Here is an 18,387-nt window from a genome sequence, read left to right as displayed (position 1 = left end):
TATGAAAAAGTATAATTCATGGATTGTAAGTTTCTATCCTGTAGCAACCCCCCGGCTTCGTATTTTTTGTTTCCCCTACGCCGGGGGGAATGCCATTGCTTACAAAGACTGGGGAGATTATTTCCCAGAAGATATTGAGGTTTGCTGTATCCAGCTTCCTGGAAGAGGTGACCGTTTGCTGGAGTCTCCAATCTCCTCGCTCCCTGTAATAATGGAGAAGTTAGGTGAATGTTTTCTTGATTTTGCAAAGGGGATACCATTCGTTTTTTTTGGTCACAGTATGGGTGCGTTATTGGCCTTCGAATTTACGCAATATCTAAAAAAACATCATCAGATCGAGCCGGAGGCGCTGTTCGTTTCTGCTCATCGTGCTCCCTATCTACCTAGAAAAGATAATTCTATATATTATAATTTGCCCGATGATGAATTATTGATGAGGTTAAAAGAATTAAACGGGACTCCTGACTGGTTTTTTAACGAGCCTGAACTGGTTAAACTTTCACTGCCAACGATCAAGGCAGATCTTGAATTATGCGAATGTTACAGTTATCAAGATTATCCCTTATTAAACATCCCAGTATATGCTTTTGGTGGAACAAGAGATCCTGAGATCAGTGAAGATAGTATTAAAGCATGGGAAAAGCATACGATGTCAGAATTTCATGCGAAGTTCCTGCCAGGTGATCATTTCTTTTTACATAGCTCAGAGGAGTTACTTGTTTCTGAGATTTATAAGGTAATGAGGAAAATTGTGTTGTCTAGTGTCAAACAATCGTAATAAGAGGAGTAGAGCCATGTCCTTTCTTTCAAGATTTAGTGTCAATAATCCGGTTGCCATATGTATTGTAATTATTTTGATTGTTGTTGCTGGGATTTATTCTGTCCCTCGATATAAACAGGAGTCTCTACCATATGTTGAGATACCATACTTACACGTGACTACAGTATATGGCGGGGCATCTTCACAAGAGGTACAAAATGAAATCACAGTACCTATCAATCGTGCGTTAAAAAACGTTGAGGGTATAAAGGTATCTCAATCCACCTCTGCAGCAAATTTTTCTGATATAACGATGGAATTTGGATTTAAAGAGGATATGAATGAAAAGCTGAAGCAGGTTGAGGAAGTGTTAAGGTCGGTTACTCTTCCGGCTGGCGCAGACAAACCACAGACCAGTAAATTTACGATTGATGATAAGCCGATTATGTATCTGTCTCTCAGTAAGCAAAATGATATTCAGGACAGTGAGTTTCAACAAGTCATAGCAGATGAGTTAATGCCTAAATTAGAGAATGTTAGTGGTATAAGTCAATTAAAAGTGTATGGGCTCGCATCTAAAAATGTTTACGTCAAGCTTGATCCCATTAAGTTAGAAGCTAATAAAATTGCTCCCCAACAAGTGATCCAGTTACTGAGGGCAACCAACACAACAATTCCATTTGGCACCATTATGTTAAATAACTCTTCGACAGAGATACAGATAAGCGGTAATTTTGATACTATCGAAGAATTGAAAAAATTTGCACTTGAACCCTCAGGGCAATTAAGACTTAGCGATGTAGCAGTGATAAGTGAAGGTTTTGCTCAACAAGACACAATCACTAGACAGGGTGGGGCAACGGGCAGCTTGATACACATTATGAAAGATGCCAATGCGAATGTTGTTGAAATATCTGATCAAATACAAAAAATTTCCGATGAATTTGACTCAGGTAAAGTTAAAATGGAAATTATCTATGACAGTGCAACGGATGTAAGAAAGTCGGTTGGTGGATTAACTCGTGAAGCCATACTTGCTGCTATATTTGCTTCATTATTTATATTTATTTTCCTAAGAAATGCAAGGGCTACGTTAATCGCGATTGTTTCTATTCCATTGTCGATATTGATCACATTAGCTTTTCTGAAGTACTTTACGGATATTACGATGAATGTGTTAACTCTTGGTGGTATAACCGTTGCTATTGGTAGAGTTGTTGATGATAGTATTGTTGTGATTGAAAATATAATAAGAAGATCTAGAAACGAGAAAATAACGAAAGATCTTGTCGTTGAAGCTACAAAGGAAGTTGGTAAGGCAGTTACAGCCTCGACGGTTACAACTGTTGCTGTTTTCTTACCGCTAAGTGTGGTCAGCGGATATATTGGCAAAATATTTGCTCCGTTCTCGTTAAGTGTCATTGTCGCTCTGGTTGCTTCTTTAATAGTTTCGCTAACAGTAGTACCTATGTTGAGCTTTGTACTTCTTCGAAACGCTAAAGTTGAGCAACACAAAGAAGAGGGGCTCCTTATTAGAAGTTATGTCAGATGTCTTAAGTGGTTCATTACGCACAAAAAAACTGTGCTTATTGGAGCTCTAGTATTCATTTTACTTAGTATTCCTTTGGTGAAATTAACAGAAATTACATTTTTTCCGCAAAAGAGTGGTAAATATATTAAGTTAATATATAACCTTCCCAAAGGTGTGAGCCTTCCTGAAGTAGACTCGAAAGCACAGGAAATTGATACTTTGATTAACCAGTCATCAGATGTGAAAAAAGCCGTTGTAACCTCTGGTTCACTTCCAGGTGAACTTGATCCTAATACGTATTTAGCCAGCACTGGTAATAAGGCCGAATGGTTTATTGCGCTCCAAAATGATACAGACATTCAGAGCTTTATTGCGAATACGAAAGATCAATTAAAAGAGTATGTCAGCGGAAATAATTTAGAGATTAGAGAGATTATCGATGGACCCCAAGGGCCTGATATTTCAATTGTAATTAACGGGTCAGATTTGAAGGATATCAAATCCTCGACTGAACAAGTCATTGCTGCGTTAGAAGGAATTGAAGGAACAGCAAATATCGCAGGTAGTATTTCTGATTACACCAAAGCGGTTGACATCAACATTCGCGCAGAGGATGCATTGAAATATGGGCTTACAACCGGACAGGCATGGGAATTGATTAATCCCATTTTCTCTCAAAATACTGTGGGCAAACTGGGGAATCAAGAGAATGCTTCTGATATTGTTGTACAGTATGACAAAAAGAATTACTCCATAAATGAGTTAAGAAATCTTCCTATTCTATCACCGACTGGTCAATGGATTACAGCAAAAGAAATTGCTGATATTAAGGAAGTTGAACATCTGGGATTAATTCAATACCAAAATGATGAGCAATTTTCTGTAATTACAGGGCAGATTATTGCTGAAAATAGCAGTGAGATTAATTCAAAGATTAAAGAAAAACTAAGCTTGATCCAGTTTCCGGATAATGTAGATCTTGTGCAAGGAGGAAGTAGTAAACAGGTTGAAGAAATGATTACAGATATGGTACTCGCTATCATTATTGCTGTAGGACTTGTGTATATGGCTATGGTAGTAACATTTGGAGGGGGGAAAATACCTTTTACGATTTTGTTCTCGTTTCCTTTAGCTTTTACCGGAGCGATACTTGGTACTGTACTGGCAGGCCAGCCGATCTCTATAGCTAGTTTAATTGGTTTGTTAATGCTTATTGGTATTGTTGTGACTAATGCTATCGTACTGGTAGATCGAGTTCAACAAGAACGCGCGTCAGGCTTAACCATTCGTGAAGCTTTAATTCATTCGAGTAAAGTGCGAGTTCGTCCAATAATCATTACTACAGTCACTACGATTGCAGCGTTATTGCCGCTTGTCATTGGTGTAGGCGAAGGTGGTTCTCTGGTTTCCAAAGGATTGGCTGTCGTGGTCATTGGTGGATTAATTACATCGACTATTCTTACGTTGTTTATTATCCCCACTCTTTATGAGGTGTTCCATTATCGAAAATTACGAAGTGAAACGAAGTAATCTCAGGCCTTCAGTGAAGTCTATTTTGCTTGTAAGCAACGTCCCTATAAATTTGAGAAGGTAGGTATAACTTTGGAAAAAAATAATGAAGAGTATGAACAGGCACTAAAACGGGTTAAAGCCCTTAAGGATTTTTATATTCATCTGGTGGTATATATTCTGGTGAATACTGGATTAATAATATATAACCTAGTATTTTATCCGGATAGCATATGGTTTATATATACGTTGTTGGGATGGGGAATTGGAGTGATCGCACATGGGTTTACCGTCTGGGGTGGTGGATCTATATTTGGTGCTGAATGGGAGAAGAAAAAAATAGAAAAGTACATGAATAAAAAGTAATTATGGGTAAACTGGGCTCACTAATGCATAAATGATAGTGGGTCTAGTTTTTTTATGAAGGACTGTCACAAAAAATAAGATTTAGATGTAACTATTTCTATATATTTACTTAGGTGTGAGTGATGTATATAATTTGTATAGAATACATAATTATGGATAAAGGGAGTTGTTGATAACGGAAACGAGCGAATTGCACGTTGTAGTAGGTACAGGACCATTAGGGATGGCAGTCATGGAACAGTTATTATTAAGAAACAAGAAAGTGCGAATGGTTAACCGAAGTGGCGAGATTGATTCATCGGCTAATGTAGAAGTAGTTAGAGGAGATGCGACCGATGAATTAGAGTTCAGCGAGGCTTGTTCGGGGGCTTCTGTGATCTATCATTGTGCCAAGGCTCCATATAAGGAATGGCCTGAGAAGTTTCCGCCAATTATGGATGGAGTGATACATGCAGCTCAAACTGAGAATGCGAGAGTTGTATATGCAGATAACTTGTACATGTATGGACAGACGCAATCCCAAATATCTGAGGACTTACCTAATCGAGCTACAGGACGTAAAGGCGTGACTCGTGCTAAAATGGCAGAGACATTAATGGATGCACATAACAAAGGAAAAGTGAAAGCTGTGATAGGTAGAGCATCGGACTTTTACGGTCCAGGAGTGTTGGATTCTGCTCTGGGGGAACGTGTCTTTGGAGCTGTCCTTAATGGTAAGCCTTCAGAGGTGCTAGGAAATATAGATTTGCCTCATACTTATATTTACATTAAGGATTTTGCAAAGGGACTTGTGGAGTTGGCAGAGGACAACGAGTCATATGGACAGATATGGCACATCCCGGGTGCAGAGACAACGACGACAAGGGATATAATCACGCGTATCTATAGATTGAAACATCAGGAGCCGAAGTTTCGTGTAGCCCCTAAATTTTTTGTGAACGTGATGTCCTTTTTCAATTCTGATATGAAGGAGCTCAAAGAAATGTTATATCTGTATGAAGCTCCTTTTGTTGTAGATACAGAAAAATACGAAAGAAAATTTAAGAAGAATGTAACTTCACATGACGAGGCCATATTAGAGACATTAGCATGGTTTGAACAAAGAGCCTCTGCAAGATAGTATGTTCAGTGTATTACACGACCCTTCTATATCTATAGAGGGGTTCTTCGATTTTATCGGGGATAAAAATGAAGGTTTGGTTTTGACGTTTGTGGGTGATAAGATGAGATATACGAAAACCGAACGAGGTGTAGCATGAATAGTGGATCTTGATCATGATTATTGGAAGGTTACTCTAGGAGGAATCTTATCCAAACCATGAAGTCGTATGCTTTTACATAATCTAACCCAATAAAGCACGGCTAAGCCGTATGACAAGCCCGGTCGTGCGATTAACAATAAAGGAGCAAGATAATCATGGCTAAACCTAAACAAACCAAAACGGCAGCAGCCTGGTCTCTCGTTATTATGGGAGCGGGTTTTGCAGCATCATTGCCCTTCCAGGGAGTGCCGGTAGGTAAACTGCTGGTAGGTTCGTTTGAAGCAGGACTTGTGGGTGGACTGGCGGACTGGTTCGCGGTAACTGCGCTATTCCGCCATCCACTAGGTATTCCGATTCCCCATACGGCGTTACTGCCGAAGAACCGGGATAAGATGACGGAAGGTCTGGTCTCCGCTGTGGAGAATAATCTGCTCAACAAGGATAGCATTACGGAAAAAATTGCTGGCTTCAAAGCAGCTGAGATTGTGCTGGATACATTGGGGCGGGAGCTGTATAGTGATGGCATCAAAACCATGATCGATACGCTGTGTAAACGTATTTTGGCCGGGCTTCCGCTGGAGCAGATCGCTCCGATGGTTGCCAAAGAGATCAAGTCACAGGCGGGAGCTTTTGACTTGGGGCCGATTCTCGAACGGGCCGCTGTACAGGTAACGGAGCGAGGGTATGATGCCCAGGCTTTGGATTATGCGTTGAAACAGGCGGAGGAGTGGCTGGTCAAACCGGAAACGATTCTGTTTCTGGGTGAAAGTGGCATGAAAGCCATTAGTGGTATCCAGATGAATGGACTCATGCAGTTTGCGATGAATGCGTTCATGGGGTATTTGAATGAAGACCGTCTGGGCGGCATTATTCAAGGATATCTTTTTGACCGGGTAGAGGATATGAAACGGGAAGGCAGTGCACTTCGTTACAAAGTACTGAGCACCCTGCGCACACAGGCCATGCGACTTGCGGTGAGCGAAGCTGTTCAGGATGGCCTGAACGGATGGAAAAATAACCTGCTGGATGGCTGGGACGCTGAGGAGACTGTACTCAACAAACTCACAGAGCTGCGGGATAAAGCACTGGTGGCGATGGAGGATGGTCGTTACGTAGATACGTATGCGCTGCCTGCGATAGAGAAGGTTCTAGCAGATCTGCGTGCAGATGATGCGTTAATGACAAGCATGAATGGCAAGATTGTAGAAGGTGTCACCACACTGCTGGAGAAAAATCACTCCAAAATCGGAAATCTCGTGCGTGAAAATGTAGATAAAATGGATAATGCTTCACTCATCTCGCTGATTGAAGATAAGGTGGGCCAGGATCTGCAATGGATTCGGATTAACGGTGCAGTGACCGGATTTATTATCGGGATTGTACTGACCGCACTGCGGATGGTGCTGGAATAACAGAGAAGGCCGGGCTGATCTTGCCGGAAAACAAGAAGAGCCGCTCGTTTGTAGAGCAGGCTCTTTTTTTAGTGTCATCGTAATGATGTGGTTTGTTATTTTGTCGTTGGCTTGGGATGAGAGGTGGATTATTTGGAAGTTAGCTGCTTTGCTTGTGCGGGCAGTTCATCTGCCGTAACTTCTTCCCAGTGCGTTACACCACGTATTGAGGCAACATAGAGCTTCAAATATGCACCACTTTTGAGTAATTTTCCGGTAGAAAAGTTCAATGTTTTGGATTTCCCCTCATCCGTATAACCGACTAGTTCGTAGCTGTATCGTCCATTTTCATCCTTGTTTACTTCAGTCTGATTCACAACCGTATAATAGGTTGTTTTGCCTGCCGGATTATCAGGTGTCAGTTTAGCCGGGTCCATGAAAATAAGCCACAGGCAGGTCAGAATCACAAGCACTAATGCGAGAATACTGAGTGATTTTTTCATCATAGTGCACTCCTTTGCAGATTGGAATTCAGGATGATGCAATATCTTTGTATTTCAGGCGGCGAATCGACCAGATGGCGAATAGAAGAATGAACAAGCTGTTCATCAATAGAAATACCATATTCTCTGAGGTAGTCAGCCCTTTCTGACTAAGCACACCCATACCGATCGTGAGCAGGGAAAACGGGAATAACATGCCAATCTTCAATACATACATGCCTAATCCAAAAAAGACTGCGCACAGGCTGATACCGATAGGTGTAGCAAAACTGCGTATCCGAATGGATAACCCAAGTTGAAGTGAGGCGATGGAAAGAGAAGCAAACCACCCTCGTAGGCTCCAGACCAGGATTTCTGTTGGAAACTCGCCCGGAATATTGAACATCTTGCCCGCTGCCCAATACATCAGCATGAAAAAGGCTTGTGCGAAAAAGATTAATAGACCAACAATGACCAATTTGGCAACAAACAGACTGGTGACACTTAACGGCGAAGCCAGAACCATGTTCCAGTTGCGGTTGCTATGCTCCAGACGGCATACAAAGGCACAACAGATGGCGATCAGAATAGGCAGAAAGAATTCCCCGTAAAATAAACTGACCTGTGTCCACAAGCTGAACCACCCATTTTGCAAAGCGGCCTGATTAAAATAAAAGTTAAAACATCCGATGAGCAGGCTGATAATAGGCAGGATTGCCAGTACCAGACCGATCCGGGAACGCCGAAGTTTAAGCCATTCGGCAGAAATACTCCTCAGCATATAGTTCCCTCCTTAGATTTCTTGTCTCGAGGCATGAAAATTGCCAGCAAGATAGAAGATGATCGTCATGCACAGGGCCGCTAACAATAGGCCGACGGGCAACATTCCAGATACATAGGTCCCTGAAGATGCGCTGTAAATGTAAGTGACCGGGTTCAAATCCAGATAATAAGACCAGATAAACAAGTGACGAATTGCGGCTGGGAACAAACCGGATGTGGTTCCAATGAATCCTCCCAGCATGCCCAGACACAAAGCAAACGCCTGATTACGGACGGTCAGCGACAACCATTGCTGGAGTGCTGTAATGGCAAGTGTAGTTAATAACGTCCCAACAACAAATTGCACAAGCAGGGAGAGTGGGATGGAACCAGAAATGTTTTTGAATAGACCAAAGCCCACGATAAAAACGGCCTGCGCTATGATGCCATACAGGATCAGACTGTTTGCACAAATATATTTGGCGGTGTACACATGATTTCGTCCCGTATTGGTTGCCATTAACATCTTCCATGTGTTTCCCTTATGCTCCATATCACAGATGCGGGACACCACGATCGCCGAAATGATTGGCAGAAACAGACCATTCATCGAAGCGATGCTGAAGATGAGTGCTTCCCAGCTGGCATTACTCGCGCTTCGAGAGATCGATATGCTCATGGACATGGCGGCCCAGATCATCTCTGCAGCAAGGAACAGGGTAATCATGATCCAAATCTTTTTGCGCCGGATTTTGTAATACTCCAGAGATAGAGCTTTCATTACAGGCTTCTCTCCTTTCCAGTCAGGTCAAGGAAAATGTCTTCCAGACTCTTTTTGTGCTCCTCAATGCGAGTGACCGGAATGCTCTGTTCCACAAGCGCTTTATTCAGCTTCGATACTTCTTCGTCGCGAAGATACTTAAATATGAGCTGATTTCCATGAACTTGTGGCATGTAGCCATGCGTTAATAGAAGCTTTTCTGCTTTTGCCGGCTCGGGGGTCTGAAAACGGATCGTGGCCTGATTATTAGCCTGAAGACTCTGCATGGTACCTTGAAACAACAATTTGCCATCACTGATAATGCCCACGGAGGTCGCGATCTGTTCGATCTCGGATAACAAATGGCTGGAGAGCAGAACGGTGATGCCATATTGACCAGGCAGGGACTTGATCAATTCTCTGATTTCACCGATACCGGCAGGGTCAAGCCCATTCGTAGGTTCATCCAGAACAAGCAAGTTGGGAAAAGCAAGTAAAGCCATGGCAATGCCCAGCCGTTGTTTCATACCGAGTGAATACTGATCGGCCTGTTTATGTTTCTGATTTTCCAGTCTTACAATTTTTAAGGCTTCATCGATATTTTTGCTTGGTACATTTCGCAGCCGCTGCATCACCTTCATATTTTCAAGACCGGTCAAGTGACCATAATACGAGGGGGATTCAATCAATGAACCGGTTTGGCTCAGAATGGCAGGTCGATGTGTGGTCAGGTCTTTCCCAAAGACCTTGACCGTACCTTCACTAGGTTTGATCAACCCTAGCAACATTTTTAACGTGGTCGTTTTTCCTGCTCCGTTCGGGCCTAGAAATCCAAAAATCTGCCCCTTCTCGACCGACAAATTCACTTGATGCACACGATTCATACCGCCGTATGATTTGGACAGATTATGCGTTTCGACAATGGGGGAAGTGTTTATCATTGATTTCATCTCCATTTCACGGTGATCTCTGTTAAGTTCAATATAGATCAGACGTCTTGCTCTTGGCTGAAGATAACCTTACATTTACCTTAAATAGAATTGGAAAATATAGGATTGTATTCGTGTCCTGATGTATAATGAAAAGGGTGATACGAATGGACATAATGAAAAACAAGAAAATACTGATTGTAGATGATGAACCGGAAATCCGCGAGATGATTGAACGCTTTTTGCGTAAGGAGGGCTTTTTCAGAGTCTATACCGCAGGTAATGTGGCCCATGCTCTGGCGATGTGCAGAATAGAGAAGCCGGATGCAGCCATCCTGGATATCATGTTGCCAGATGGAGACGGATTCTCTTTATTGTCTTCTATCCGTTCCTTCTCGGACATGCCTGTGCTATTTTTGTCAGCGCGAGGGGAGGATGAGGATCGTTTACTCGGTTTAGGTTTGGGAGCAGATGATTATATGGTCAAACCTTTTCTTCCAAGAGAGCTGATTCTTCGGCTCATGGGCATTTTGAAAAGGGTATACGCTTCCAATACGATAGAGAGATTGCCTGTATTTCGTCTAGGTGGATTAACCATTGATTTGGAGAGCGCTGTCGTTCATGGGAAGGAAACAGAACTTCCACTGACAGCCAAGGAGCACGCTATACTGGTCAAACTTTATGAGAATCAGAACCGGATTGTAACCAGTGATGCACTATGTCAGGCCGTTTGGGGAGATGAGAGTTACGGATATGAGAACACCCTAATGGTTCATGTTCGGCGGATTCGGGAGAAAATCGAAGAGGACCCGTCTAAACCAGCGTATCTGTTAACCGTCCGTGGGCTTGGTTATAAACTGATGACTCAGGAGACTCGATAATGGATGGTTTGGTTCGCATTCTAAGAAGATTTGTCGGTTCTACCATTCTTGTATCTGTTGTACTGCTTTTATTTAATCTCGTATTGCTGGGTTCATTGATCTTCAAGGAAATTCACGAAGGTCCTTCCCCCAGTGCTGTTGTCAAACAGGTCGCAGGCAGTTTGAGCAAGAGCGAGCAGGGGGACTACACGTTACAGAGTAAAGGGGTGGAGATTCTCGCTGAACATCAAGCCTGGGCGATGCTTTTGAATCAGGAGGGCAGGGTACAGTGGAGTGAGCGTCTTCCAGTAGAAATCCCCCGTACTTATAGTGTGACTGATGTTGCTAAATTTTCTCGATACTATCTTAAAGAGTACCCGGTATATGTGTGGGAACGGGAAGATGGACTTCTGGTGTTGGGGTATCCCAAAAATACGTATGGAAAATACCAGTTCGATTTTTTGGCGGATTGGCTCAAGTCTCTACCGCTAAGGATTGTACTGTTATTGATATGTAATGTGGCACTTGCGCTACTTATCTCTCTGCTAATCGGAACCCGTGTCATACGAAGCATTCGCCCGTTGATCGATGGCATTCATGCACTTGCTAAAGGAGAGCCGGTGCAGGTTGAAACCAAGGGCATATTCAATGATTTGTCTGAAAGCATCAACTCGACCTCCCATATGCTACAGGAGAAAAATGATGCGCTAAAGGCAAGGGATGAGGCACGATCCAACTGGATATCAGGGATATCGCATGATATACGGACGCCATTATCCATGATTTTGGGATATGCCAGTGAACTGGAGGAGCAAGCGGATCTAACAACCGAACAAAAGCAACAGGCATCCATTATTCGGCGTCAGGGGGAGCGTCTGCGATCACTCGTCAGTGATTTGAATCTGGTATCCATGCTGGAGTATGAAATGCAGCCCTTGCAGATGAGATCCATTCGATTGTCTGTTCTGGCAAGGCAAGTTGTATCTGATTTTTTAAATAATGGTCTGGACGAGCGTTATCCGATATCGCTGGATGTTCAAGACGAAAGTCTGTATGTGCAAGGGGATGAACGATTGTTATACCGAGCGGTAACCAATCTGGTGCAGAACAGCATCAGACATAATCCAGAGGGGTGTGCAATCGAATTGATGATCAAGCGTGAAGTACGAAGTGGTTACGCACAATTCATAGTTTCCGATGATGGGAAGGGAATTCCGGAGGAAGATCTGCATGATGTATTGGTTCTTCCTTATACGGCAGGTCGCATAAGACCTCCACGTCATGGGCATGGTCTCGGACTTCCGATGGTATCACGGATTGCTCAAGCCCATCGGGGGAAACTCCTGCTCCAGCGTAACAACCAAGGAGGGCTTCAAGCGGTATTACAATTGCCTGTAACGGTGTGAGAGTTGCCTGTCTCAGGACAGGTTCTTTACAAGCATATGCGTATAACAACGTAATATGAAGAGTTTGAAATTGAAGTATGATCTAGTCGATTTTTGGGATGATCCAGAGAAGGAAAAATAAGGATTTACAAAATCTAGCAAAGTATGATAGAGTGAAGACAGAAATGAATTACATATTTTATATTTAATGTAAATATATGTTTTGTTTGAATAAACTCCGGTGTTTAGCTTATTTAAGCTATACATATACAAAAAATTGAATGGAGGTTTTTTCAATGAAACAATTCAATCTCGAAGCATTGGCAGCAATCGAAGACATCAGTGATGATGAACTGATGGTGGTTACAGGGGCGTTAGCCGCAATCGAGGATAAGAAAAGCGGCGGTGTATTTTGCACAGTGAGCCATGAGTGCCATTATAATTCTGTTTCACCTTCTTCCTGGTTGACTTGTTGTTAATTCTGCTTCGATTTTCTTCAAGCACATAGCTGATCTCAGTTATGTGCTTGAAGTATTTATATGGCGTTTTCCTGTTTACAACCATTGATTAGAAAGGGAGAGAAAACGATGAGCATACAGGAGCAGTTGAATAACTCCCGCTGGGGTGATGCTTTATATTTGACAGAGAAATACAAGCAGTTTGAACCTGGAGTTGCTGCCGAGCCTTCCGCTCATGGAGCCGCACTATCCTCAAACGATGTAAGAATGAAGTTGTGGCTGGATCAGTTCTTTCAGGATCAAGAGCAATTAGCGGATCGATTTCAGGCTGAATCTATGGAAATGAATAAGGTGAATAGTCTATTTCAAACTCCAGGTTTCCAGTACGCGTTTACAGATATGGGCTGGCATCAGGAGCTTCGGAAAACGTTTCTTGAGAATGAGCATGAGGATATTACATATTTCATCGAGGGCAATACAGAGGAAATCCCTTTTTTTGAATTTTCACAACCTTTTCTGCAACGATCTATTCAGATCATGACAGAAGGTCTGTCAGAAGGATATGAGTGGCTGGATCGGCGCCGTGTCATCGGGCTTGTACTGAAGACTGTCTCGGATAAAGTGTTTCACTTGTCTGCGAAGACACTCATCTATGAACTAAATAAAGCTCGGCTCCAGGAGGAGTTGATAGGTGAAGATTCCCGGCAGAGGTATTTGCATTTTGTAAGCGAGAAAATTCAGTCCAGAGAACAAATTCTCAATCTGTTACTGGAATATCCGGTTCTTGCCCGAGGCATTGCCGAGCACACGTTGCGGATCAATCAGAATATGATTCGGGTTCTGGAGCGATTGACGGCCGACCGTCATGAACTGGAATCTTTGTTTGATTTTACACTGGACAGGCTGGAGGATATCGTATTTCTGGGAGATTCCCACAATGGCGGAGCCAGCGTGCTGCGGTTGAAATTTACCGGGGACGTTAATGTCATGTACAAGCCGAGAGACATGGCAATTGATACTGCATTTGCTGGTATACTACAGTGGTTTAATGAACAGGAGATTGGATTGCCTTTCCGGATTACCAAAACGCTGGACCGTTCCGAGTATGGCTGGCAGCAATATATTTCTTACGAGGAAGTAACCCTTCACGAAGAGGCAGAACGCTTTTTTGAGAGACAGGGACAATATTTAGCGATTCTATATGCATTAAACGCAACGGATATGCACATGGAAAATATCGTTGCCCAAGGAGAGCATCCGTTCTTCGTTGATCTGGAGTCTTTGCTGCACAATCAACCCTTCAAGTATATGGATGAGAAGGAGCAATATACGGCACTGGAGAAGACCATTTCGATATTGAATGATTCCGTATTAAAAACAAGCATGCTCCCTACGCTGGACTCCAACGCCTTGTATCATAGCGATCTGAGCGGGCTTGCCGGAGATGTGGAACAGATTCTCAATACCTACGAGGTTCACGATAAAAACACAGATATGATGAGGATCAAACGAAGCAAGATTGCTGTAAGTCGGTTCAGTCACCTGCCTTCTTACAATCAATCGCCGATACAACCCGAACGCCATATTCATCGTTTGAAAGAAGGGTTTTATCGCACTTATCGTTCCATCATGGAGCAAAAAGACCGTTTCATCATGGCGGTACGCCACCATTTTCATGGATGTGCTGTGCGGACGATCGTTCGGCCGACGGTGACCTATTTTACATTAATCGAAGCCAGCTCCCATCCTAAATATTTACGCAATGGGCTGGACAAAAGTCTGCTGTTTGACATGATGTGGGCCATCGTCCGGCAGGATCGTAACCGTGAGAAACTGGTCAGCTATGAATGCCATGATCTGTTGCACGGAGATGTACCTATGTTCAAAACGTTGATTGGTGAGAAGGTGCTGTTTCATCATTCGGATAATGAAGCCATTGAAGGTGTATATGACTCGGATATCTTGACCCAGACGGAGACGAAGGTTCGGGCCATGAATGAAGATGATATGGATATGCAGTGGGAATTTACGGAACGCACACTGCAAACGAAGTATGTACTGGAGCGCTCATTCGCTATGGAGAAGAGTACAGAGCGTGTAAGGCCAGAGGCGTTGAATGGGCATCCAATCTCCACGACCCGAGCCGATTATTTACGTGAAGCCGTAAGAATTGGTGATTATATTAAGGATATCGCTATTACGGGAGATGAGGGTAGCACCGTATCCTGGATCAGCATGGGCATGGACGCGGACGAGAAACTAATCTATAAATCCTCCGAACTTGGTTTATACAATGGGGTCACTGGCATCGCCTATTTCTATCTTTATCTGGGTCAAGAGACGGGTGACGGGAAGTATACGGAGATGGTCGATTTGTGTATCCAGACAGCTTGGGAGATGATTCGCAAAAACATGGACAGAAATATCTCGCTGTTTACAGGTTACGGATCACTTCTCTATTTGTTGGTGCATAAAGCGAAGGTATCCTCCGAACAGGATGTTCATCCGGAACTGCTTGAACTGTTGGATATACTGGATGAGATGATTGAGGAAGATGAGCGGCTGGATGTCATCTCAGGTTGTGCAGGCACATTGATGGCATGTGTGGATCTGTATACGATGTTCCACCTGCCTAAAGCACTGGATACAGCTACACGATGCGCAGATCGGCTACTTGAGCTGGCTCAGCCGATGGAACAAGGCATGGCGTGGGTGACATCGGCGATCAATAAAGTGCCCCTTAGCGGCATTTCACATGGAAACGCAGGCATATGTCTGAGTCTTGCCCGTCTGTACCGTGTTACAGGTCACCAACCTTATTTTGAAGCTTGTTTGGAAGGAATTAAATATGAGGAAGCGATCTACAGTTACGAGGTGAATAACTGGAAGGATCTCCGGTTTACGGATGGCAATATGTCGGAAGAACATTATGTCATGTATTGGTGTAACGGTGCACCTGGTTTGGGCATTGCCCGCGTAGGAACAGCACAGGAGTTAAGCTTCCGTGGGCCTATAGAGGCCCTGGAAAAAGACATTCGCCGAGCGGTGAGCAAGACCATGGAAGATGGTTTTACAGAAGTCAGTTATTCACTATGTCACGGAGATATGGGGAATTTGGAGCTGATCTTGCTCGCAGCCGACTATTGGCAGGATGAAACGTTGGAAGCATACGCTTATCAAATGGCTGATTATATCATGACCAAGGTTAGACAGGATAACGGTCACTGGAGATGCGGCATTCCGAGTCGCCAACAAATACCAGGACTTATGCTGGGTCTAGCCGGAATCGGATACCAATTACTGCGGCTGTATAATCGGACACTGCCTTCTGTGCTTATGATGGAAGGGCCAGTAAGCCATGAACCGAAGGATGTAAAGCAGGTCACGCAGCAGGATAGGGTAGAGATGGCTTTTACCAGACAGCAGGGGTATACGGCAGAGCCGTCATCTGAACCGGGACAGTCTTATGCCTAAACGTTCCGTATTTAGCCGTCTGCGTGGCAAGACACAGCGAAAAGTTCCTGTTAAATTGCAGATGAATCAATATGACTGCGGGCCCAGCTGCTTGCATATGTTGCTTTCGTACTACGGCTATGAAGCCGATTTTACCGATCTGAAGGAACGGTTTGCCATGCTGGGAAGCGGTCGTGACGGAAGCTCCATGTTGAAAATGAAGGAGGTAGCCGAAACCTATCATCTGAAAGGTGTAGCCAAAAAGGCACCTGTGCCTTCGCTCAGCAATGATTTCTTGCCGGTCATCTGTTTCTGGGAGCAGCGACATTTTATTGTGCTTGAGGAGATTAAGGCTGGCAAGTTATATACCATTGTTGATCCTGCCATGGGAAGAATCACCATCACTAAACAGGAGTTCGAAGAGAAATATTCAGGTATTTTTCTGCTGGTATACCCGGATGAGGCGTTTGTCCCTTTTTCAGATAAAAAGATGAGCAAAGTAGCGTATTTCAAAGATTTGATTCGCAGCAACAAAAAGTATTTTGTGTGGGCCGTATTGCTTGCTTTGGGATTACAGCTTGTATCGGTGCTTTTTCCGTTCCTGATGCAGGTTTCGATTGATGCGGTAACGGGCAATGAGGGATACTCCATTTTTCCCGTGCTGATCACCAGTGTGGCCTTGTTAACCTTGTTTCAGATCGGTTTTGGATACGTGAAGGATATGTGTATCGTGCGTCTTCAGGAAGTCCTGGATTCGCAGTTAACCACCAATTTTGTGTCCCACATGTTGAAGCTCCCGTATCAATATTTTGAGATTCGCTCTCGCGGAGATCTGATGATGCGAATCAACAGCAATGTTACCATCCGGGAAATTTTGTCGCAAAAAATGATTTCCACGTTCATCAATTTATTTTTAATCGTGGTGACGTTTACCTACATTGTCATTCAATCACGCATTATTGCGTTCACGTTGCTAGGTATAGGAATAACACAGGTTCTTATTTTTGTATACACGCGCAGCAGGTTCAAAAAACTGACGCAAACTCAGATTGTAGCTCAGAGCTTGGCAGGATCTTTTATGACCGAAGTGTTGGAAGGAATTTCAACGATTAAATCGCTGGGTATCGAGCAGCGCACGGAAGAAAAATGGCGGGAGTTATTCAAACGCCAGCTTGCCACGGTGAAGGAAAAGGCTATTTTTCAAACTCGAGTTAACACGATAACAAACACGTTGAATTTTATGACACCGATGCTCATTTTGCTCGTGGGTTTGTACCAGATTATGCAGGGCAATATGACGTTAGGTATGCTTGTTTCATTCCAGTCTCTGGCTGCACTGTTTCTGGGGCCGCTTAATTCACTTGCCTTGATGCTGAACGAGTTCGTGATGGCGGATGCGTTGCTGGATCGGATTTATGATGTGATTTTGGCAGAAAAGGGTCGGTCTTTTCAGAAGAAATCAACGGAGATGGTGCATGTTGCCGAGCTTCAGGGTGATATCACGATTGACCATGTGAGCTTCAAATATACGGAATACAGTAATCCTGTACTAAATGGCATCAGCATGACCATTAAAGCGGGACAGAAGGTTGCTCTCGTTGGCAGATCAGGCTCAGGTAAAAGTACTCTCGCTAAATTGCTAGTGGGGTTGTACACCCCTACACATGGAAATATTTATTTCGATGGCATCCATGCGGAGGAATTAGATCCTCAACATATTCGTGATCAAGTTAGCATTGTTCTTCAGGATAACTTCGTGTTTAATAATACCGTTTACGATAACATCAAGCTGCATGCGGAAGAAGCAACTGCAGAAGAGGTGATGTTTGCTGCAAAACTTGCCGATATTCATTCAGATATCGAGCGCATGCCGATGAAATATAACACGCTGATTTCGGAGGCAGGCTCTAATCTGTCCGGGGGACAGAAACAACGGGTAGCTCTTGCGCGGGCGCTCGTGAGCAGGCCCAAAATTCTGCTTTTGGATGAGGCAACCAGTGCACTGGATACGTTAACGGAATCTACGATTGCCGGGAACCTAAGCATGTTGAAATGTACTCAAATTATTATTGCTCACAGGCTGAGCACAATTCGAAATGCGGACACGATCTATGTGCTGGATCAAGGAGAACTTGTCGATGCCGGAACACATGAAGAACTGGTTGCAAGGTGTGATGCGTATCAGAGACTCGTAGGTGAGCAGCTGAATGAGGCCCAGCTCAGACAATATGGATAGAGCATGTTATTTATGAGGATGGCACTGCTTCGCTGGGCCTGGATAAGAGGTGTGTCACGTATAATCAAGCTTTCTTTTTGACACCAGCCGGTGTTCGGAAGAAAGTTTTTTTGCTTTTTATAAGGAAAAGTTAGGGCCTAATTGGTACAACAGTCTTAGGGTCGGGTAATATACACCCAAATATAGGCATGAATCAACTAGGAGAAAAGTTTCAGGAAAACGCTCCTGTGAGCGGATGTGTCT

At 43.6% G+C, this 18,387-nt stretch carries 14 protein-coding genes; 10 read left to right on the top strand and 4 right to left on the bottom strand.

Annotated features, from left to right (window positions below; translation table 11 throughout):
• Position 1 precedes the first annotated feature (1 nt).
• From ABIE27_RS25605 to ABIE27_RS25585, 5 genes are all read left to right on the top strand, one after another.
• Complete coding sequence (locus ABIE27_RS25605) at positions 2-778, top strand: thioesterase II family protein (protein ID WP_151458093.1); 777 nt, start codon at positions 2-4, stop codon at positions 776-778.
• 16 nt (positions 779-794) lie between these two features.
• Positions 795-3,821 (top strand): efflux RND transporter permease subunit, encoded by a 3,027-nt coding sequence (locus ABIE27_RS25600; RefSeq protein ID WP_429351848.1) that lies wholly within the window; start codon positions 795-797, stop codon positions 3,819-3,821.
• Positions 3,822-3,887: 66 nt separating this feature from the next.
• A complete protein-coding gene (locus ABIE27_RS25595; protein ID WP_123065505.1) occupies positions 3,888-4,166 on the top strand; it encodes a 2TM domain-containing protein in 279 nt (92 codons plus the stop codon).
• A gap of 166 nt (positions 4,167-4,332) precedes the next feature.
• Positions 4,333-5,286: an NAD-dependent epimerase/dehydratase family protein gene (locus tag ABIE27_RS25590; RefSeq protein WP_123065506.1), complete on the top strand. Its 954-nt coding sequence runs from the start codon at positions 4,333-4,335 to the stop codon at positions 5,284-5,286.
• Positions 5,287-5,583: 297 nt separating this feature from the next.
• Complete coding sequence (locus ABIE27_RS25585) at positions 5,584-6,840, top strand: DUF445 domain-containing protein (protein WP_429351847.1); 1,257 nt, start codon at positions 5,584-5,586, stop codon at positions 6,838-6,840.
• A gap of 128 nt (positions 6,841-6,968) precedes the next feature.
• Here the strand turns inward: ABIE27_RS25585 and ABIE27_RS25580 are convergent, their stop codons facing one another.
• Genes ABIE27_RS25580 through ABIE27_RS25565 form a run of 4 tightly spaced genes read right to left on the bottom strand, consistent with a single transcriptional unit; the run spans position 6,969 to position 9,764 of the window.
• The gene (locus tag ABIE27_RS25580) at positions 6,969-7,322 is read right to left on the bottom strand and encodes a YxeA family protein (RefSeq protein ID WP_123065508.1); all 354 of its coding nucleotides are present in this window, start codon (positions 7,320-7,322) and stop codon (positions 6,969-6,971) included.
• Between the two features lie 28 nt (positions 7,323-7,350).
• On the bottom strand, positions 7,351-8,082 hold the full coding sequence (locus ABIE27_RS25575) for an ABC transporter permease (protein ID WP_123065509.1): 732 nt from the start codon (positions 8,080-8,082) through the stop codon (positions 7,351-7,353).
• Between the two features lie 12 nt (positions 8,083-8,094).
• Positions 8,095-8,844 carry an ABC transporter permease gene (locus tag ABIE27_RS25570; RefSeq protein WP_123065510.1) on the bottom strand — a complete coding sequence of 250 codons (750 nt, stop codon included), beginning with the start codon at positions 8,842-8,844 and terminating at the stop codon, positions 8,095-8,097.
• Positions 8,844-9,764, bottom strand: a complete 921-nt coding sequence (locus tag ABIE27_RS25565) for an ATP-binding cassette domain-containing protein (RefSeq protein ID WP_429351846.1) — start codon at positions 9,762-9,764, stop codon at positions 8,844-8,846. The genes ABIE27_RS25570 and ABIE27_RS25565 overlap by 1 nt, the downstream gene beginning before the upstream one ends.
• A 155-nt stretch (positions 9,765-9,919) precedes the next feature.
• Here ABIE27_RS25565 and ABIE27_RS25560 point away from each other — a divergent pair, with 155 nt between their 5' ends.
• From ABIE27_RS25560 to ABIE27_RS25540, 5 genes are all read left to right on the top strand, one after another.
• The gene (locus ABIE27_RS25560) at positions 9,920-10,633 is read left to right on the top strand and encodes a response regulator transcription factor (protein WP_123065511.1); all 714 of its coding nucleotides are present in this window, start codon (positions 9,920-9,922) and stop codon (positions 10,631-10,633) included.
• The gene (locus ABIE27_RS25555; protein WP_429351845.1) at positions 10,633-12,018 is read left to right on the top strand and encodes a sensor histidine kinase; all 1,386 of its coding nucleotides are present in this window, start codon (positions 10,633-10,635) and stop codon (positions 12,016-12,018) included. The genes ABIE27_RS25560 and ABIE27_RS25555 overlap by 1 nt, the downstream gene beginning before the upstream one ends.
• 275 nt (positions 12,019-12,293) lie before the next feature.
• Positions 12,294-12,476 (top strand): type A2 lanthipeptide, encoded by a 183-nt coding sequence (locus tag ABIE27_RS25550; protein WP_161556976.1) that lies wholly within the window; start codon positions 12,294-12,296, stop codon positions 12,474-12,476.
• Positions 12,477-12,584: 108 nt separating this feature from the next.
• Positions 12,585-15,929 carry a type 2 lanthipeptide synthetase LanM family protein gene (locus ABIE27_RS25545; RefSeq protein WP_429351844.1) on the top strand — a complete coding sequence of 1,115 codons (3,345 nt, stop codon included), beginning with the start codon at positions 12,585-12,587 and terminating at the stop codon, positions 15,927-15,929.
• A complete protein-coding gene (locus ABIE27_RS25540) occupies positions 15,922-18,144 on the top strand; it encodes a peptidase domain-containing ABC transporter (protein WP_429351843.1) in 2,223 nt (740 codons plus the stop codon). The genes ABIE27_RS25545 and ABIE27_RS25540 overlap by 8 nt, the downstream gene beginning before the upstream one ends.
• The last annotated feature ends 243 nt before the right edge of the window (positions 18,145-18,387 follow it).

This window comes from Paenibacillus sp. 4624 (genome assembly GCF_050435065.1).
Classification (GTDB): domain Bacteria; phylum Bacillota; class Bacilli; order Paenibacillales; family Paenibacillaceae; genus Paenibacillus; species Paenibacillus amylolyticus_D.
This window is presented reverse-complemented; position numbering and strand designations above follow the sequence as displayed.